Source organism: Hungatella sp. (assembly GCF_046966825.1).
In genome coordinates, this window is record NZ_JBKVCZ010000048.1 from 26,438 (window position 1) to 44,563 (window position 18,126).

Sequence of the window (18,126 nt, forward strand, 5' to 3'; positions counted from 1 at the left end):
CGCCGAAGGCCGGAGCCTGGAAAAGGGCGTACGGATACACAGCTTTTCTATTATACTGAATATTGGGGGAAATATCAATTCTTAAGACCTTTTTTTCACTGGAGGCCGGTCGCAGCTTTCCCTGACAGCCAGATAGAATGGCAGGTAGAGCTTTAAGGGAATGGTGTGCTCTCCCTCAATCCTGTCGATCAGGATTTTTGCGACCATCTGCCCCATCTCATCCACAGGCACATGGACGGTTGTGAGCATCGGCGATAAATACTGTACGGTCTCAATATCATCAATGCTGATCAGGGACAGATCATCGGGAATCCGGATCTTCGCTTCCTTTGCTGCCTTCATGGCGCCGATAGCCGTGATGTCATTTCCGCAGAAGAGCGCTGTCATATTGGGATTCTTTTCGAAGAGAGACTGGGCGCCTAAGTACCCGCTCTCTCCGGAGAGATGCCTGACTGTGTTTACAAGCTTCTTTGATATCAGCAGATGGTGTTTGGTCAGACTGTCCTCATACGCACGGTATAAATTTTCATTTTCCCGGTCTCCGATATAACCAATGCTGGTGTGCCCCAGAGACAGCAGATGTTCCATGGCACAGCAGCCCGCGCCGTAGGCGTCACAGATAATCTGGTCATAGTTGGCATCTACCGGATTCAGCCCGGTATAGGCTACACAGCGAAAATGTTTCTTTAAAAATTGAAAGAGTTTCTTATCGCCGCGTCCGAGCACTACCACTCCGTCGACCTGATTATCCTCGATCATACTCAGCGTACTGGTGTTGTCGATGTCAAAGGCGCTGAAGGAATATTTTATGATGTATCCCCGTTTAAATACCTCCTGCTCAATGCTGCGGGCCAGTGACGAAAAAAATATATCGGTAAAGGCGCTTGTACGCGCAAACAGACAGGCGATGTTCCCATTTTTCTTAAGAGGGGTGTCGTCCTGATTTTTTTTGCGCAGATTTCTTGCTGAATCGTTAGGGACATATCCGTATTTTCTAACGACCGTCCAGATTCGTTCCTGGACTTCCTTGCTGGCGGCATTGGTGTGCTTGTCATTGAGAACACGCGATACCGTAGATATGGATACTCCGGCCTCCTGAGCAATGTCTTTCAGTTTCATATTTCCTCACACTCCATTCTTCCGCCCTGCAGCGGTATCTTTCATACAATCTTTTTTTAGTATAACAAATGTCTGGAAAAACGCAATATGATTGAGCAAATTAACGAAAAAAAGTAAAGAAAATAAAACGAAAACAAAAATAAAATACAAAAACGTTTGCGTAATTCGCTAATGACTTGTGCAAAAATATGTGTTATCATAAAAACTATAAAGAGAGATAATTTTAATATTTTAACGAGATTTTAACGAAAATTATGCTGGTAAATAATGGAAAATCTTGAAACTAAGGGAAAATATTGCTTAAACGCAAAAGAAATACCTATTTATTAAAATAAAAAAGGAGGAAGCAACATGAGAAAAATGCATCAACGCAATCTTGCAATGGGTCTTTGTGCAATGCTGCTGTTAGGCAGCACCGGATGCAGCAATCAGGGGGGGAATACGGAGACTAAGCAGATACCCCAGACGGAAAAGGAGCAGGCGGCAGAAACCACCGTCGCCGGGGAGGAGAGCAGCTTTGACTGGAAACAGTTTGACGGTACCACCATAGTTGCCAGTGTCCCCAACAACGTGCACTGGAATTCCGTTAAGGAGTACATACCGGAATTTACGGAATTGACGGGAATAAATGTAGAGTTGGATGTGCTGGCTAATAACAATCTGCATGATAAACAGCTTCTTGAATTCAGCAAACCGGAGTCCGATTTTGACATAGTGGCTTATATTGTTTCCTGGAAGTCGGAATACAACCGTGCCGGTGGACTGGAAGTGCTCGATCCCTATTTTGAAGATCCCTCTATTACATATCCTGAATACGATATTGAGGATTTCGCTCCTGCCTTTTTTGAACTGGCCGGAAAAGTGGACGGTGTTAAGGACTATTTAGACGGTCCGGATGCAAAACTGGTAGGACTTCCGTTTGGAACGGAGACATCGATTATGGCATATCGAAAGGATCTGTTCGAAAAATATGACATAAAGGTCCCGGAGACTTATGGGGAAGTGATGGAAGCGGCCCGTATTATTCATGAGAAGGAACCAAATATGTATGGGCTGTCCATGCGTACCTCCAGCGGTGCGGATTCCTGCCACAGCTGGTTTACACTGGGGAAATCGCTGGGAGCAGAGATGTTTGATGATAACTGGGAGCCGGCTTTTGATAATGAAGGTTCTCTGGCGACTCTGGATTTCATGAAAGAAATGCTGGTCTACTCGCCGCCAGGTGCTGAGAGCTTTGACCTGGGAGCCTCTGACAATGCATTTCTTCAGGGGCTGACCTCCATGATTATTGACCGGGATAAGCTTATCGGAATGTGTCAGGATCCGGAGAAGTCGAAGGTAGCCGATACGGTTGGATTTGCGCTCCAGCCAAAGGCGGATGATGGCTATCTTGAGACGGAGGCTGGTGGATTTGCCGTGGGGATTCCGGCTAATTCCCAGAATAAGAAGGCAGCTTTCCTCTTCCTTCAGTGGCTGACAAGCAAGGATACAGACAAAAAACTGGCGCTTAAGGCGGTGACGCCTTCCAGACTCTCCACCTTCAGTGATCCGGACGTATTAGAAGCGCAGCCTGCGTTTGTAGTGGTAAAAGAAGCGGTAAGCCATGCGAATCCGGACTGGCGTCCGGGTATTCCGGAAATTACAAGGATTCAGTCACAGCTTCTCGGTGTTGCGATCAATCAGGTGATGACAGGTGCAAAGGACGCGAAAGCGGCTATGGAAGAAATCAAAGAGCCAGTGAGAAAGATTATGGTTGAAGGCGGATATATAAAATAGGCTAAATGACAGAAATGCCCGGCTGGTCCGGCGTACATGCGGTGCTTTTCCGGAGGCCGGGCATTTAGGTGCATAGGAGGATATTCAATGAAAAAAGGCATATCGAAAAGACTTGCTCCATACATTTTTTCGGCGCCTACCGTGATTTTAATGACCATTTTTATGGGATTTCCCATCCTGTATGGGTTAATTCTCGGATTTTTCCAGTGGTCTCTGGTAGATTTAAAAAATGCCCCTGCCTTTGTAGGGCTGCATAATTTCAAAACACTCTTTCAAAATCCGCAGTTCTGGTCAAGTATGAAGACTACGCTGATCTTCGTGGTATCTGTTATCTTTGTGCAGCTCCTTCTGGGAATGGTCATAGCGCTTCTTCTGGAGAAGAACCTGCCGGGCATCCGTTTCTTCCGCAGTATTTTCATGCTTCCAGTCATGATCTCTCCTGTGGTGGTAGGCGTTATCTGGAAGTATATCTACGATGCTAACTTTGGGATGCTGAACTATCTGCTTGGCCTTATTGGAGTGCCGGCGGGAACGTGGCTGTCCAGTGAGGGAACGGCATTGCTGTCTGTAATCATCACGGAGATCTGGCAGTGGACTCCTTTTGTATTTTTAATTCTCCTATCGGGCCTGCAGAGCGTTCCCAGTGATTTGATGGAGGCGGCAGTGGTTGACGGGGCTTCTTATTTCCAGACGCTTGTCCATGTAAAACTTCCGTGTATGAAGAATATCATACGCCTGGTACTGACTCTCCGTATGATTGAATCCATGAGAAGCATGGTGGTCATATTTATCATGACGGGCGGTGGACCCGGGATATCGACGATGACGCTTCCGATGTCTATTTACAAGGACGCATTTGTAAATCAGGACCTGGGGTCTGCGTCTGCAACTGCAATTATTCTGATGATTTTGCTGATTCTGCTGACGGTGTTCGTAAAGGGCGGCAAAGAAGCAGATGACAAGCATTAACGGGAGGAGAGCGATTATGAAGACACGTTCTGCATTATGGACTATGCTGCGTCTGCTGGTAGTTCTTCTGATTGCCATAGTGGTTCTGTTTCCTGTCTATATTATGGTAATCACATCTTTTAAGACCAGCAGCCAGGCATTTGATATGCCGCCGGAATTCCTGCCGGCCCCCGCGCTTTTTAACTATCACGCGGTGCTGACAGAACTGAATTTTACGCGGTACCTTTATAACAGCCTCGTCATCTCCCTTGTCACAACGGCAGTCAGTATTCTGGTGTGCATCATGTCGGGATATGCGCTGGCCAGATTTAACTTTCGGGGGGCCGGCCTCCTTTCCATGGGTACGGTGCTGATTCGTATGGTGCCGCCGGTAGTGGTCGCGGTGCCGATGTATGTACTGTGGACCAAATTCGGACTGACCGGAGGCCTTAGTGGACTGGTCCTGGCATATTTAGGGCTGACGATCCCGTTAAATGTCTGGATGCTTTCTATATTTATTAAAGAGATACCCTTTGAACTGGAGGAAGCGGCCGCGATTGACGGATGCAGCTATATGAGAATTCTTTGGGGGATTGTGGTTCCGCTTATTAAGCCGGGAATCTCCGTGACCAGCGTCTTTACGTTCCGGACGGCGTGGAATGAATTCCTTCTGGCAATTATTTTAAGCAACCGCAGCACGAGGACACTTCCGGCCGCAGTATCACTGATGATCAGCGACCTTGGAATCAATTGGGGACAGATTATGGCAATGGCGACCATTATAGCGATTCCGGCATTTATCGTGACCTTTGCGTGTTCGAAGAATCTCATAACCGGTATGACGGCGGGAGCAGTAAAAGGATAGAGGGGGATGAGTATGAGCGATATCAGACAGCTTGAGGAGAAGGCAGGAGAGATCAGAAAACTGGTTATTACATCGGTCAGCAGGGCGGGAAGCGGCCATCCGGGTGGCGCGTTATCTTGCGCGGACTTATTGGCGGCTCTGTATTTTGAAGTGATGAACATCAGGCCGGAGGAGCCTCTTTGGGAGGAGCGGGACAGATTCGTCCTGTCCAAGGGACATTCTTGTCCGGCACTGTACGCGGCATTGGCGCTGCGCGGGTATTTCCCTGTAAAGGAAATGGACACGCTCCGTTCGCTTGGTTCCATACTTCAGGGGCATCCCTGTGCGGAGAAGACACCGGGTGTCGATGTGTCCACCGGATCGCTGGGACAGGGACTTTCCATTGCAAATGGAATCGCCCTGGGGGCAAGACTGGATAAAAAAGAGTTCTACACCTACTGTCTCATGGGAGATGGGGAGACGGAGGAAGGGCAGGTATGGGAGGCGGCCATGACTGCATCCCATTATAGACTGGACCATGTCATCGCATTTGTAGACTACAATCATCTGCAGATAGACGGCTCCATAGAGGAAGTCATCGGAAACCGGAATTTGGCGGCAAAATTCCAGGCGTTTGGCTGGAGGACGATCACGGTGGATGGGCACAGCATGGAGGCGGTTCTCGGTGGAATTTTGGAGGCGAAACGCAGCAGGGGAACTCCGGTCTGCATCATCTTAAATACCATTAAGGGAAAGGGCGTCTCCTTTATGGAGAATCAGGCCGCCTGGCATGGATGTGCGCCGACGCCGGAACAGGCCGAACGCGCACTCTTAGAACTGGAGGGAAATTAATATGGGGGAAATGATTGCGACGAGGGAAGCCTTTGGCAGAGCATTGGCGGCGTGCGGAGCAGAAAATCGTGACATTGTTGTTCTGGATGCGGATTTATCAAAGGCTACCATGAGCTCTGTATTCCAGAAAGCCTTTCCGGAACGTTTTTTCAATGTGGGCATCGCGGAAGGAGACTTGATCGACACGGCCGCGGGGCTGGCGGCTGCGGGGAAAATACCATTTGCGTGTACCTTTGCGGTATTTGCCGCGGGCAGGGCCTTTGAACAGATACGCAATTCGGTGGCGTATCCCAAACTGAATGTGAAAATCTGCGGCAGTCACGGAGGAATTGCAGTGGGCTGGGATGGGGCCACCCATCAGGCGGTGGAGGATCTGGCCATCATGGCAGCAATTCCCAATATGGTGGTGCTGTATCCAGGCGATGCGGTTGAGATGGAGGCGGCGGTAAAGGCGATGGCACTCTATGACGGACCTGTCTATATCCGGTTTGGAAGACAGCCGCAGCCGGTTTTATTTGACAGATCGTCCTATGAATTCAGGATCGGTAAAGGCATTGTCATGAGAAACGGGCGTGATGTGACTCTGGTGGTGACTGGTTCCTTACTTGCTGCAGCCATGCAGGCAGCAGACGATTTGGCAGCCGGGGGAATTGAGGCGGAAGTGCTGCACTTGCCGACGATAAAACCGCTTGATGAAGCGCTGCTTGTGGAATCAGCATCCAGAACCGGCAGGGCGGTGGTCATTGAGGAGGGCGTAATACGCGGCGGACTGGGGTCCGCAGTCGCAGTGACGCTTGCACAGCATTGCCCGGTGCCAATGGGATTCGTTGGAATGGAAGATACCTTCGGCCAGTCGGGATCACCGGAGGAACTGCTGGAGTATTACCATTTGACCCCAGCGGCTGTTGTAGAGCGGGTAAAGGGATTGATGAAATAAAAGAACAGGGAGGAAGTCGTATGTTTTCTGTGACAAAAAGGGTTTTGGCTGAATTTGACAAACTCTATGCAATCGCCGGAGTGGTGGATCAGGGCCATTTTAAGACGTGTTATGCGGCTTCGGAGGGCCGGGAGGGCCGATGTGTCCAAATCGATCTGGAGGACGGCAGGGTAAGCGAACGATGGAGTTTTCCGGGAGGCACGATGACACTGTGTCCCACCGGGAAGGAAGGGGAGCTTCTGGCGACGCAGGGCTTCTGGCCGGTATTTGACGCGGCGGAATCGGTAATTGTAAGATCTCATAAGGAAGAAAATGGATATGTGACAGAACCAGTGCAGAAGATTCCCTATCTCCACCGGTTTGAGCTTCTGAATCTTTCGTGGGGAAGGGTCCTGCTGGCGGCCACTTTATGCGGCGGGAAAGAGAATAAAGATGACTGGAGCAAACCGGGGGCAGTCTATGCAGGAGCCTATGCGGAGACAGCAGGGAATCACAGGGCAGAGCCGGTGTCTCTGGAGCCTGTTCTGACGGGGCTGACAAAGAATCACGGATTCTGCCAGACCTCATTTCGTGGGAGGGAGGCAGTACTGATCGCGGCTTCGGAGGGTGTATTTGCATTATATCCGCCGGCTGGAAAAGAAGATAAATGGGAAACCGAGAAGCTTTTAAGCAGGGAGGCCAGCGATGTGGCGTGCTGCGACCTGGATGGTGATGGTCAGGATGAGCTTGTGATCATAGAAGGATTTCATGGAAATCTGGTGACTGTAAATAAATGGACAGAAGGCGGCTTTCAGACCGTATGGAGTACGCCTGTCACATTCGGACATGCGCTCTGGTGCGGAGAAATCGCGGGAAAGAGATGCCTTATCACCGGCCACAGAAGAGAGGGGATGGAGCTTACTCTGTTTGATTTCACAGAAGACAGCAGAAATCCTGCCAGGCTTACGATCGGAAACGGCGGACCGAGCCAGATCTGTGTCTGCCCCAATGAGAATGGGGCGGAAATTTTAAGCGCAGACCGGGAGAGAGGACAGGCCGTATTATATACAGTAACAGCAGAAAAATAAAGGAGGTTGACATAATATGCCGGATATTAAAGATATAACATGGGAGACGTGGGCAAAAGACGTTTTCCCGGAATGGGGAACCTGGTTAAATGAAGAGATTGAACAGACCGTTGTGCCGGACAATCATTTTTGTATGTGGTGGCTGGGATGCACCGGACTGTGGGTAAAGACGCCGGGAGGTGCCAATATCTGTATTGATTTGTGGCTGAATACAGGGAAAAAGACCAGGAACTGGCCTTATCCGTACGGACAGGGAAGGGATTTCCAGATGACGCGGATTACCGGAAGCCGTGAGATACAGCCCAATACCAGAGTAGTGCCGATGGTTATGAATCCTTTTGAGATTCACGAGATTGACGCGGTACTCTCCACACATTTTCACAGAGACCATATTGATCAGTATGTAGCCGCGGCCGTATGCAGGAATACAAAGGCTGTGCCCTTCATCGGACCGGAATACAGCGCAAATATCTGGCGGAGCTGGGGCGTGCCGGAGGAGCGGATCCGTGTAGTGAAGCCGGGGGACACCATAAAGATCAAGGACCTGGAAATCACCGCGGTGGACTCCTTTGACCGGACAGCCTTGATTACAGACCCGCCGCTGGGCGATATCAGAGGCAGAATGCCTGATGACATGGATGTCAGAGCCGTAAACTACGTGATCAAAACGCCGGGAGGAACGATTTACCACAGCGGAGACTCCCATTTCTCCAATTATTACCGGAAGCACGGAAATGATTATGACATCGATGTGGCGCTGGCAAGCTTCGGTGAGAATCCGCCGGGCTGTACGGATAAGATGACTTCTGCCGACTGCCTGAGAATGGCTGAGAACTTACGGACAAAGGTTCTGATTCCGTTCCACTACGATATCTGGTGTAATATGCTGGCCGATCCGGCTGAAATCGAGCTGCTGTACAACTTTAAAAAGGAACGTCTCGGGTATGAGTTCCATCCCTACATATGGCAGGTGGGTGGAAAGTACACGTATCCCCAGGACAGGGACCGTACCCGCTATATGTATCCGCGGGGATTCGGCGATGCCATGGCTGATGAACCGAATATCCCGTTTAAATCATTTTTATAGTGTGAGGTGGGTATGAACTTAGCTGAACTGAAAAAACAGGTGTATGACTGTAATCTGGAACTGGTACGGAGAGGGCTCGTGATCTATACGTGGGGAAATGTCAGTGCGATTGACCGCGGGAACGGACTGGTGGTTATCAAGCCGAAGGGAATTGAGTATGACCTTCTGACGGCAGACGATATGGCGGTGACGGATCTGGACGGAAATCTGGTGGAAGGAAGCCTGCTTCCTTCCGTGGATTTAGATATCCATCTGGAACTATATAAAAAGTTCCCGAACGCGGGCGGGATCGCCCATACCCACTCCACATGGGCCACGGCCTGGGCCCAGGCCGGCGTGGATATCCCCGTGATGGGAACGACTCATGCAGACCATTTTTACGGGCCGATTCCGTGTGTCCGGCAGCTGTCCAGGGAAGAAGTGGAGCATGACTATGAGCGGAATTTGGGCCGTGTGATCGTGGAACGGTTTGAGGCCATTGATCCGGCTTCTATGTGCGCGGTGCTGGCTCCGGGACACGGTCCATTTACCTGGGGAAGGAGCCCTGAGGAGGCGGTGGAACACAGTGTAATTCTGGAAGAACTGGCCAGAATGGCGAAGCTGTCCGCAGATATCAATGGCGGAAAGGCTCCGGTTCTTCCGGAATATATGGCGGAGAAACACTATATGAGAAAATTCGGACCGGAAGCTTATTTTTATCAGAACCGGTGAGGAGGAGCCTATGGAAAAATCGGCAGCACTTTCACTGTTTGCAGGCTGGAAGGGAATGCCTGCACTCTACTATGGAACTGATGAAAAAACGCTGGCGGAGATAAGAGAGTTTGGCTATACCGGCGTGGATTTATTTGTGGACGATCCGTTTCTCCCGGAAAACCGGGCGGCACTGGGAAAGTTAAGGAAGCACGGTCTTGGGGTTGGAGCGGTCATGCCGGCGCTGCTGGCCAAACAGGGGTTATCTCTGGGGGACAAAGATCCTGAGATGCGTAAGTATGCGGTAGAACGGATCGGTGATATGATCCGTTTTGCCTCGGAAGCCTCCGGCATGGTCTCCCTTGGACTGGTGCGCGGCAGAGCCGGAGCAGGTGCTGGCCGGAAGGAGTTTTTTAAACGTCTGGCCGGAAGCTTTGAGGAACTGCTTAAGATATCTTTGCCGCTGGAGGTTCCGCTGATACTGGAGCCGATCAACCGTTATGAATCGGATCATTTAAATTCCAGCATGGAAGCCCTTGATTTTATTGAAAAGAGCGGGCTTCCGCTGTATTTGATGCTGGATACATTTCATATGAACATTGAGGACGTGGATCTGGCGGAATGCTTCCGGCGGTGTGCTCCCTATACAAAACATATCCATTTTGTGGATTCCAACCGGCTGGCTCCGGGAATGGGGCATTTGAATATGGCAGAGCTGTATCGAACGCTGGAAAAGCTGGATTACAGCGGATACCTCTGTCTGGAGGCTCTGCCCCTGCCTTCTGGAAGCGAGTGCGCCCGGATGGGGGCGAAGTTTTTTGGTTCTCAGGAAAGCTCGTCCTGTAAAACAAATAAACTCTTCGTTCCTTATGGCAGCGTCTGAAAGCGGGAGAATGGCTGTCCGGCGGACATTTATATAAAAAAATGTCTGTTATTGAGAAAATGAGAAAAAGGGATCAGTAAGCTGTATTGACTGGTTCCTTTTTTTGTCGTATCATAACGGTGTTATATAACACTGTTATAAAAATGCTCGAACCAGAGCAGAATTGAGGTAATAAATGGGTACCCAAAACAGAGATACGGCTGCGGCGATTCTGGAGGCCAGCAGGAAAGAATTTATGGAATACGGATACGAGAAGGCATCGTTAAGGCGGATTGCAAAAGAAGCCTCGGTTACCACCGGCGCAATCTATGGCTATTTTGCAGGAAAGGATGCGCTGTTTGCGGCGCTGACGGAAGATGCGGCGGAGGAACTGGTGGAACTGTATACAAAGGTGCACAGCGATTTCGCGTCGCTTCCGCCCGAGGAGCAGCCGGATATGTTGAATGTTGTGACGGAGGAGTGTGTTCCATGGCTGGTGAATTACGTCTATGACCATTTCGAGGCGTTTAAGCTGCTTCTGTGCTGCGGTGCTCCCGGCTGCGGAGAACGATTTTTTGACCGGCTGGCCGAGGTGGAGGAGCAGTCATGCCATGATTTTGTGGCGGCGGTAGAGCAGATGGGTTATCCGGTCCCCAAACTGGGAGATGCGTTGATCCATATCGTGTGCAGTACCTTCTTTCGGCAGATTCAGGAGTTTGTAGACCACGATATCCCGCGGGAAGAGGCGATGTCCTGCTCCCTCATCTTAAGCCGTTTCCAGCATGCGGGGTGGAAAAAGATTTTGAATCTGCCTTCATAGTCAGGAATGGCGGACAGATAGGTCAGATGCAATAGTACCTGTAAATGGGAGCGTATTGCGCTACTGAGTTAGTTAAAACTAACCGAACCGCGGTGGACAATGCGAGTTACAATGCGGGTTACAATGCGAATTACGATGCGGGTTACAATGCGAATTACGATGCGAGTTACAATTCAACAAAAAGGAGGATGAAAAATGGAAAGCAGTAACAGGAAAATCATGACACGGCTTCCGGAGACAAAGAAAGTTACGCTGATGACCTTTGCCGGAAAGTACCGGTTCCTCACGGGGACCGGCTGTGTCTTATCGGGAATCAGTTCCGTAATTGCGCTGGCGCCCTATCTGTGCATGTGGAATGTAGTGAAAGAGGTGGTTCTGACCTGGAATACCGGTCTGGACGGCCGGAGTCTGGTTCATTGGGGCTGGCTGGCGGTGGCGTCGTCTCTGATCAGCATGCTGTTTTATTATGGAGCGCTCATGTGCACTCATTTATCGGCCTTCCGCACAGCCAGAAATATGAAGACCGCGGCGCTTCACCACCTGACAAGGCTGCCTATCGGGTATTTCAAGCAGGAGGGGAGCGGAAAGCTGCGGCGGATAATCGACGATGGCGCCGGCCAGACGGAGACGTATCTGGCCCATCAGCTTCCGGATCTGGCAGGGGCTATTGTGACGCCTGTCGCCGTTCTTGTGCTTCTTCTGGTCTTTGACTGGAGATTCGGCCTGATTAGCCTGGTTCCAATGGGCGTGGGCGTATTTTTCTTAAGCCGCATGATGGGAACCGGGATGGCGGAGTGTATGCGGCAGTATCAGAACGCCCTGGAAGATATGAATAACGAAGCGGTGGAGTATGTCCGGGGAATTCCGGTGGTTAAGACGTTTCAGCAGAGTATATTTTCGTTTAAGAGCTTTCACGATTCGATCCTCCGGTATCGGGACTGGGCGGTGAATTATACCATCTCCCTGCGCATTCCCATGTGTGCCTATACAGTCAGCATCAACGGGATTTTTGCCATACTGATTCCCGCCGGAATTCTGCTGGCCGGTGATATTTCCAGAGGAGCCTCCTATACGGCTGCGGCGCTGGACATTATCTTTTATATTTTATTCAGCCCGATCTGTGTGGCAATGATGGATAAGATCATGTGGACCAGTGAAAATACCATGGCAGCCAAAGACGCCATGAACCGCGTCTTAAAAATTCTGAAGGAAGAGCCGCTTTCCGAGCCGCCCGCACCGAAGAAGCCAAAGGATTATACGATTCAGTTTCAGGATGTGACATTTTCTTACCGGAAGGGAGGAATTGCAGCTCTGGATAAAGCCTCCCTCACGGTTCCGCAGGGGGCTACCGCGGCCGTGGTGGGCGCTTCCGGCAGCGGCAAGACCACATTGGTAAGCCTGATTCCCCGGTTTTTTGATGTCAATGGCGGAAGCATCACCATAGGAGGTGCCGATGTGCGTGAGATCGGTACGGAGGAGCTGATGAAAATGGTCAGCTTTGTATTCCAGGACTGCCACTTATTTAAGGATACCCTTCTGAATAACATACGGGCGGCCAGGCCCCAGGCTGCGGAGGCCGAGGTGAGGCGGGCTCTGGAAGCCGCACGGTGCGAAGATATCATTGAGAAAATGCCGCAGGGCCTCCATACCGTCGTCGGCACAAAGGGAGTCTATTTATCGGGAGGTGAGGTCCAGCGGATCGCCCTGGCAAGAGCTATCTTAAAGGATGCCCCCATCGTTCTGTTGGATGAGGCAACCGCATTTGCAGATCCTGACAATGAGTACCTGATTCAGCAGGGATTTGAGAAACTGGTAGAAGGCAAGACGGTTATCATGATCGCCCACAGGCTGTCCACCGTCTGCCGTGCGGACCGCATCTTTGTGATGGAGAAGGGACGCATTGCGGAAGAGGGAAGCCATAACGCGCTTCTCGCATCCGGCGGACTGTACGCCAGGATGTGGGAGGATTACCAGAGGTCGGTAGAATGGAAGGTAGGTGGAAAGGCATGAGTAAATATCTTCAGAAAAAATTTGCATTGAGCGGGCAGGGAGGAAAAGATCTGACAAAGGCAATCTTTTGCTGTGCCCTGACGAATTTCAGCCTGATGTTTCCGATGGGAATCCTGTTCCTCTTTATGGAGCGGCTGACCGGCCCTCTCGTCGGCCTGGAAGCCCCGGATATGGGAATCGGCGGATATGTGGGAATCAGTGTGGTTCTGCTGGCGGTGATTGGCTTCTTTGAGCATCTGCAGTACAACGCCACATTTCTCTCCTCCTATCAGGAGAGCGCCAATATGAGAATCAGGCTGGCGGAACGGCTTCGTAAGCTGCCGCTGTCATTTTTCGGTAAAAGAGATCTGGCCGATTTGACGACTACCATTATGGCGGACTGTGCATTTGTGGAGAAAGCATTTTCTCATTTTATACCGGAACTGATGGGGGCTTTGATTTCCACGGTGCTGATCGGGGTCGGACTTCTTGCCGCAAACTGGAGGATGGGAATTGCGGTCTTGTGGGTGGCACCTGTATCATTTCTGCTGGCTGCCCTGACCAGACCGCTTGTGGACCGGATGGAGCGGAGACAGAAGGGGAAAAAGATCGCAGCCTCCGATGGCATTCAGGAATGCATCGAGAATATTCAGGATATCCGGGCCAATAACCAGAGTGCGGATTATCTGGAGAAGCTGGACCAGAAAATCATGGACGTGGAATCCATTACGGTTAAACTGGAGCTGTTAAACGGCACGCTGGTGACCTCGGCTCAGATGATCTTAAAGATCGGCATGGCAACCACGGTTCTGGTGGGAGCGTCCCTTCTCGTTTCTGGCTCTATAAGCTTTATGATCTTTCTGATGTTCATGCTGGCTGCGACCAGGCTGTACCAGCCGCTGAGCGGCTGCCTTCAGAATCTGTCTGCCGTGTATTCCACGCTGCTTGTGGTAGAGCGGATGAAGTCCATCGAGGAACAGAAGATACAGCAGGGGAGAGAGGACGCCGCCTATCGTGGCTATGATATCGTGTTTGACCGGGTGGGATTTTCCTATAAGGAAGGGGAACCGGTCCTGCGGGAGGTGTCCTTTACCGCGAGACAGGGGCAGGTTACGGCTCTCGTAGGCCCGTCCGGAGGCGGCAAATCCACCAGCGCAAAGCTGGCCGCGCGGTTCTGGGATATCGATAAGGGAACGATCACCATTGGCGGCTGTGATATCAGCAAAATAGAGCCGGAGACGCTGCTGAAGAGCTTCGCCATCGTATTCCAGGACGTGGTTCTGTTCAACAATACGATTATGGAAAATATCCGTCTGGGCAGAAAGGGCGCCTCCGATGAAGAGGTACTGGCGGCAGCCAGGGCAGCCCAGTGTGAAGAATTTATTAGCCGTCTTCCCGAGGGCTATCAGACACGGATCGGGGAAAATGGCTCCACCCTTTCAGGAGGCGAACGGCAGCGGCTGTCCATCGCAAGGGCTCTTTTAAAGGATGCACCAATCATACTCATGGATGAGGCCACGGCATCCCTGGACGTGGAAAATGAGACGCTGGTCCAGGAGGCCATCTCCAATCTGGTGAAGGATAAGACCGTGCTGATTATCGCCCACCGGATGCGGACTGTAGCGGGCGCCGATCAGATCGTCGTACTCAAGGACGGATGCGTGGCGGAACAGGGAACGCCGGAAAAGCTGCTTGAGAATAATGGGATTTACCGTCATATGACGGAGCTTCAGAATAGAAGTTTGTCCTGGAGTTTGTAAATTATGAAAGGTGTGAGAGCGTCATTACCGAACAACGGCGCCTGATGATACAATAAGTAATAATGGGCACGTCTTTTACCAATAAGGCGTAATACGTAAAAGGTCTGTTTTACGTATTACGCTGTTGTCCATGATTCAAAAAGAATATAGTCATCTTCCGTTTCAATCAGATAATCGAAAGCGTTCCAGGCATGAATATCACCGTATCGAATGATAGAAAGAATACGTGACGCAACTGCAAGATCAAGTATTTTATTCTTAATATCGAATCCTTCTATGGTATCCGCCTGTATATATTTGATACTTGAAGTACCTCGACACGAAAAGTATTCTGGTATCCAATCGTTTTTTAAGTGTTGCTTCCATTCACCAGTATTAAAATTATCCTTCCACGGTTTTTCTGTTTTCGGCCATTCTTCATGATCATATAATGAATAGATAAAAAGGGCAGAAACTGCCATTTCCAGGGAATTGCACAAATATTTTGGAATTGCACAAAAATAGGCCCCTTCTTCTCTGGCATCGCAGGAATATACACGATTGCTGCGTATGCTGTCTTTATAATTTTCTATAGCTACTTTTGAGGCATATTCAGCAAAATAATCTATATCACAAAACAACTTACCCACTGTATTTAATATAAAATCAACCTCCTGTTTCATAGCTGTTTCAGGTGTCATAAGACGGCAAACATACCTGCCTTATCGCGCCATATTTGAAATTATCATACCACTTTGCCATTTCAACGTCGCTATCCACTTTTAGTATTTTGAAAATTTCATAAGCAAATTCAACCGCCGCCGTTTCATTTGCAGTAATAAAACCACCATCCACCACTACCTGAGCAGGAACATAGAGTGCCTGTCCACAATACCCGCATTGACTTTGAAACAGTTCCAAGCTATCACCTGTATGTTTTATATCATTCAGAAAACCATGCCTGCATAAAAATGTTGTTGCACCGCAAATAGCGGCTACAGGAACGCTGGCATTTGAAATTCTTCTGATAAACTCCGCAATTTTATCGTAGTCATTTTCTTCCCAAGAAAGACCACCAGGTAAAATAATAATTGCAGTATTGGAAAAATTCAAATAATCATCTATGCTGTAATCAATGTTTACACACAGGTTGCCCATAGAAACTTTAGGACTAGTATTAAGAGCTATCGTTTTTACAACATAATCTGAAAACACGTTGGCAACAGCTATCGCGTAGCTCGCCTCCCAATCGCACCATCTATCGGTCAGCAGTAACAATATTTCATTTTTCTTATTCATTAAATTTCCTCTCATTAACACAGGTAATGCGCCTTATCCGCCTAACGCGTACAAACCCATAATCTTTTTTCATTTTAATATGACCGCATGGAAATGTCAAACAGCTCAGTTTGTTTTATTACTTCATGCTACAGCTCATAACTCGGTTTGTTCGCTTGGGCACCATTTTATCCTTTGCAGGACGGTTTCTCACATGGCAGAAATGCTGATTTCATTGGCCTTTCCGGCTGGAAAAAGGATTTTATGGTTCCTTTTTGGTTTCCGGAAATATGAATTTTGCATATAAGTGATCCGCCCCACACAACTACCCGCGTTTTATCAGGAAATATCTGTAAAAAAACAGTATTTAATGGTAGAATGATTAATAACACAAGCAAAGTGACTATTGCAAAGACGGGAGACGATCATATGGAGAATCAGAAAATCAGAATCATAAAGAAAAACAACGATTTTTCCCTGGAATACCAGCCGGGCGATATTTTTACGGTAGACAGCACCTGGTACGGAGGGGTCAACGTGACCAGCAAATCCGGAATTCCGCTGTCGCTCGACCGGGAAGAATACGAGCTTTATCAGGAGGAAGAGGAGCCGCGCCGCGAGATCGACCGGTATTCCTATCATCTGGGCGCGATGGACAGTTTCTGCGAGATGGTGGCGGCGGGAGTAAAAAAGCTGGCCATGAGCCACCCCTGTGCCACAAAGGAGGAACGGGATTTATTTCTGCCGGAGGTGAAACGGATCTGTGATTCTTACGGGATACGGTTCTATCCGGAGGATGAAGCGTTTCTGACGGACTTATTTCCTGAGGAGCTGAACCGGGGGACGTATAACTATCTGTTTTACAGCGCGGACGAGGTGCTGGAATCGTATCTGGGTCTGAAAGAAGAGCAGAAGCGGCTTATGGAAAACGGCACTTACACAAGACAGCAAAGCTATGAGACTGCCAGGAAGTTCGGACAGCTTCTTTCCTATACGGAGGAGGGAACCAGGCGGCTGATCGAGAAAACAGAGAAGCAGAAGGCGGAAGGAGACACGTGCCATGGCTGATCAAAAGAATCAGGAACGCTGCCAGGAAGTCGATGATTATATCGCCGGTTTTGAGGCTCCGGTGCGGGAGCGGCTGGAGGCGGTCCGATCCCTTGTCCTGGAGACTGCCGCCGGATGCAGCGAGAAGCTGGCGTGGGGCGCCCCAACGTACTACTTAAACGGATATCTCTTACAGTTTGCCGCGTATAAGAAGCATCTGGGCTTCTACACCACCCCGGCCACGCTGGAGCATTGGAAAGAGGCGCTGTCCGGTTATAAGACAAATGAGAAGAATACGGTGCAGTTCCCCCATAATAAGGAACTGCCGCTGGATCTGATGAAAGAAATGATTCTGTTCCGGATCCGTGAGAAGGAGACCGAGAGCCAGGATACCAATAAATAAAAGCCGCTGCCGGCGGGAAAGGAACGATGCGGATGGCACTGTTAAAATGTAAGATGTGCGGCGGAACGCTCACAATTGATAAAGACAGCAGCCTGGCTGTCTGTCCTTACTGTGGGACGAAATCCACAGTATACGATCAGGACAGAAAACTGTTCGAACAGTTTCAGACCATGTTTGCGGCTCTTTTGAATAAAGACACGGACGCGGGAAAGACGGAGGAAGGCTTCTGGGTGGAGGCCACGGACGAGGAGCTGGTCAGGGAGGATGGGGAGATTATTGCTATCCGCTGCCTCTGGAAGATGAAGGCCGATTTCTGTACCGTGTATGTGGCGAAGAAGAATGTGATTTACACGTTTGATAAACAGTATGAAGCCTATGCGGACCGTTATATCAAGATGGTTTCGGAGGTGAAGTATCCGAACCGGGAGATGGAGCAGGAGCTGAAAAATTATATTCCGCAGGTGGTGACCCACTGCCGCCTGGAAGACGGAGGCCGCATGGTGGCCATAGAAAAGAAGCCGGGCGTCTATCCATTACGGCTGTTAGGCATTCTGCTGGACCGCCATACGGCCTGGGTGATCAGCCGGCTGGAGTATTTGTGCTGCCTCCTTTCATATAGCGGAATCGTTTTAAATGGCCTGACGCTGGACAATTTATTTGTGGAGCCA

Annotated in this window: 18 protein-coding genes; 15 read left to right on the top strand and 3 right to left on the bottom strand. The window is 49.8% G+C overall.

Annotation, left to right across the window (positions count from 1 at the left end; all coding sequences use genetic code 11):
• Positions 1-81: 81 nt before the first annotated feature.
• Positions 82-1,119, bottom strand: a complete 1,038-nt coding sequence (locus ACLTD4_RS15960) for a LacI family DNA-binding transcriptional regulator (RefSeq protein ID WP_117621979.1) — start codon at positions 1,117-1,119, stop codon at positions 82-84.
• A 351-nt stretch (positions 1,120-1,470) separates the two neighbouring features.
• On the opposite strand from ACLTD4_RS15960, the gene ACLTD4_RS15965 reads away from it, so the two are divergent.
• The 12 genes from ACLTD4_RS15965 to ACLTD4_RS16020 all read left to right on the top strand — a co-directional run bounded on the left by ACLTD4_RS15965 (position 1,471) and on the right by ACLTD4_RS16020 (position 14,751).
• Entirely contained in the window at positions 1,471-2,895 is a 1,425-nt protein-coding gene (locus ACLTD4_RS15965) for an extracellular solute-binding protein (RefSeq protein ID WP_117621980.1), read from the top strand.
• A gap of 87 nt (positions 2,896-2,982) precedes the next feature.
• On the top strand, positions 2,983-3,864 hold the full coding sequence (locus ACLTD4_RS15970; protein ID WP_117621981.1) for a carbohydrate ABC transporter permease: 882 nt from the start codon (positions 2,983-2,985) through the stop codon (positions 3,862-3,864).
• Between the two features lie 16 nt (positions 3,865-3,880).
• Positions 3,881-4,708 (top strand): carbohydrate ABC transporter permease, encoded by an 828-nt coding sequence (locus tag ACLTD4_RS15975; RefSeq protein WP_055653220.1) that lies wholly within the window; start codon positions 3,881-3,883, stop codon positions 4,706-4,708.
• A 12-nt stretch (positions 4,709-4,720) separates the two neighbouring features.
• Positions 4,721-5,539 carry a transketolase gene (locus ACLTD4_RS15980; RefSeq protein ID WP_117621982.1) on the top strand — a complete coding sequence of 273 codons (819 nt, stop codon included), beginning with the start codon at positions 4,721-4,723 and terminating at the stop codon, positions 5,537-5,539.
• Position 5,540: 1 nt separating this feature from the next.
• A complete protein-coding gene (locus ACLTD4_RS15985) occupies positions 5,541-6,476 on the top strand; it encodes a transketolase family protein (RefSeq protein WP_055653222.1) in 936 nt (311 codons plus the stop codon).
• A gap of 20 nt (positions 6,477-6,496) precedes the next feature.
• Positions 6,497-7,543: a hypothetical protein gene (locus ACLTD4_RS15990; protein ID WP_055653223.1), complete on the top strand. Its 1,047-nt coding sequence runs from the start codon at positions 6,497-6,499 to the stop codon at positions 7,541-7,543.
• Positions 7,544-7,559: 16 nt separating this feature from the next.
• A complete protein-coding gene (ulaG, locus tag ACLTD4_RS15995; RefSeq protein WP_117621983.1) occupies positions 7,560-8,630 on the top strand; it encodes an L-ascorbate 6-phosphate lactonase in 1,071 nt (356 codons plus the stop codon).
• Between the two features lie 12 nt (positions 8,631-8,642).
• Positions 8,643-9,341, top strand: a complete 699-nt coding sequence (araD, locus tag ACLTD4_RS16000; protein WP_055653225.1) for an L-ribulose-5-phosphate 4-epimerase AraD — start codon at positions 8,643-8,645, stop codon at positions 9,339-9,341.
• 10 nt (positions 9,342-9,351) lie between these two features.
• On the top strand, positions 9,352-10,203 hold the full coding sequence (locus tag ACLTD4_RS16005; RefSeq protein ID WP_117621984.1) for a sugar phosphate isomerase/epimerase family protein: 852 nt from the start codon (positions 9,352-9,354) through the stop codon (positions 10,201-10,203).
• A 175-nt stretch (positions 10,204-10,378) separates the two neighbouring features.
• The gene (locus ACLTD4_RS16010; RefSeq protein WP_002604990.1) at positions 10,379-11,002 is read left to right on the top strand and encodes a TetR/AcrR family transcriptional regulator; all 624 of its coding nucleotides are present in this window, start codon (positions 10,379-10,381) and stop codon (positions 11,000-11,002) included.
• A gap of 195 nt (positions 11,003-11,197) precedes the next feature.
• The gene (locus ACLTD4_RS16015) at positions 11,198-13,012 is read left to right on the top strand and encodes an ABC transporter ATP-binding protein (protein WP_117621985.1); all 1,815 of its coding nucleotides are present in this window, start codon (positions 11,198-11,200) and stop codon (positions 13,010-13,012) included.
• Entirely contained in the window at positions 13,009-14,751 is a 1,743-nt protein-coding gene (locus ACLTD4_RS16020; RefSeq protein ID WP_117621986.1) for an ABC transporter ATP-binding protein, read from the top strand. Before ACLTD4_RS16015 ends, ACLTD4_RS16020 begins: the two co-directional genes overlap by 4 nt.
• Before the next feature lie 116 nt (positions 14,752-14,867).
• Here the strand turns inward: ACLTD4_RS16020 and ACLTD4_RS16025 are convergent, their stop codons facing one another.
• Together ACLTD4_RS16025 and ACLTD4_RS16030 are read right to left on the bottom strand one after the other, a co-directional pair.
• Positions 14,868-15,431 (bottom strand): hypothetical protein, encoded by a 564-nt coding sequence (locus ACLTD4_RS16025; protein ID WP_117621987.1) that lies wholly within the window; start codon positions 15,429-15,431, stop codon positions 14,868-14,870.
• Positions 15,421-16,029: a type 1 glutamine amidotransferase family protein gene (locus tag ACLTD4_RS16030; protein WP_117621988.1), complete on the bottom strand. Its 609-nt coding sequence runs from the start codon at positions 16,027-16,029 to the stop codon at positions 15,421-15,423. The genes ACLTD4_RS16025 and ACLTD4_RS16030 overlap by 11 nt, the downstream gene beginning before the upstream one ends.
• A 408-nt stretch (positions 16,030-16,437) precedes the next feature.
• Here ACLTD4_RS16030 and ACLTD4_RS16035 point away from each other — a divergent pair, with 408 nt between their 5' ends.
• From ACLTD4_RS16035 to ACLTD4_RS16045, 3 genes are all read left to right on the top strand, one after another.
• A complete protein-coding gene (locus ACLTD4_RS16035) occupies positions 16,438-17,076 on the top strand; it encodes a hypothetical protein (RefSeq protein ID WP_002604985.1) in 639 nt (212 codons plus the stop codon).
• Positions 17,069-17,458 carry an iron chaperone gene (locus tag ACLTD4_RS16040; protein WP_002604984.1) on the top strand — a complete coding sequence of 130 codons (390 nt, stop codon included), beginning with the start codon at positions 17,069-17,071 and terminating at the stop codon, positions 17,456-17,458. Before ACLTD4_RS16035 ends, ACLTD4_RS16040 begins: the two co-directional genes overlap by 8 nt.
• Before the next feature lie 32 nt (positions 17,459-17,490).
• Positions 17,491-18,126 (top strand): hypothetical protein (locus ACLTD4_RS16045; RefSeq protein WP_412331415.1); only part of this gene is annotated, 636 nt, incomplete at its 3' end.

Bases quoted from the DNA above. Each gene is read 5' to 3' on its own strand.
- ACLTD4_RS15980 (WP_117621982.1), top strand. From the start codon at position 4,721: ATGAGCGATATCAGACAGCTTGAGGAGAAGGCAGGAGAGATCAGAAAA.
- ACLTD4_RS15990 (WP_055653223.1), top strand. From the start codon at position 6,497: ATGTTTTCTGTGACAAAAAGGGTTTTGGCTGAATTTGACAAACTCTAT.
- ACLTD4_RS16040 (WP_002604984.1), top strand. From the start codon at position 17,069: ATGGCTGATCAAAAGAATCAGGAACGCTGCCAGGAAGTCGATGATTAT.
- araD (WP_055653225.1), top strand. From the start codon at position 8,643: ATGAACTTAGCTGAACTGAAAAAACAGGTGTATGACTGTAATCTGGAA.
- ACLTD4_RS16010 (WP_002604990.1), top strand. From the start codon at position 10,379: ATGGGTACCCAAAACAGAGATACGGCTGCGGCGATTCTGGAGGCCAGC.
- ACLTD4_RS16015 (WP_117621985.1), top strand. From the start codon at position 11,198: ATGGAAAGCAGTAACAGGAAAATCATGACACGGCTTCCGGAGACAAAG.
- ACLTD4_RS16030 (WP_117621988.1), bottom strand. From the start codon at position 16,029: ATGAATAAGAAAAATGAAATATTGTTACTGCTGACCGATAGATGGTGC.
- ulaG (WP_117621983.1), top strand. From the start codon at position 7,560: ATGCCGGATATTAAAGATATAACATGGGAGACGTGGGCAAAAGACGTT.
- ACLTD4_RS15970 (WP_117621981.1), top strand. From the start codon at position 2,983: ATGAAAAAAGGCATATCGAAAAGACTTGCTCCATACATTTTTTCGGCG.
- ACLTD4_RS15975 (WP_055653220.1), top strand. From the start codon at position 3,881: ATGAAGACACGTTCTGCATTATGGACTATGCTGCGTCTGCTGGTAGTT.
- ACLTD4_RS15965 (WP_117621980.1), top strand. From the start codon at position 1,471: ATGAGAAAAATGCATCAACGCAATCTTGCAATGGGTCTTTGTGCAATG.
- ACLTD4_RS16025 (WP_117621987.1), bottom strand. From the start codon at position 15,431: ATGACACCTGAAACAGCTATGAAACAGGAGGTTGATTTTATATTAAAT.
- ACLTD4_RS16005 (WP_117621984.1), top strand. From the start codon at position 9,352: ATGGAAAAATCGGCAGCACTTTCACTGTTTGCAGGCTGGAAGGGAATG.
- ACLTD4_RS16035 (WP_002604985.1), top strand. From the start codon at position 16,438: ATGGAGAATCAGAAAATCAGAATCATAAAGAAAAACAACGATTTTTCC.
- ACLTD4_RS16020 (WP_117621986.1), top strand. From the start codon at position 13,009: ATGAGTAAATATCTTCAGAAAAAATTTGCATTGAGCGGGCAGGGAGGA.
- ACLTD4_RS15960 (WP_117621979.1), bottom strand. From the start codon at position 1,119: ATGAAACTGAAAGACATTGCTCAGGAGGCCGGAGTATCCATATCTACG.
- ACLTD4_RS15985 (WP_055653222.1), top strand. From the start codon at position 5,541: ATGGGGGAAATGATTGCGACGAGGGAAGCCTTTGGCAGAGCATTGGCG.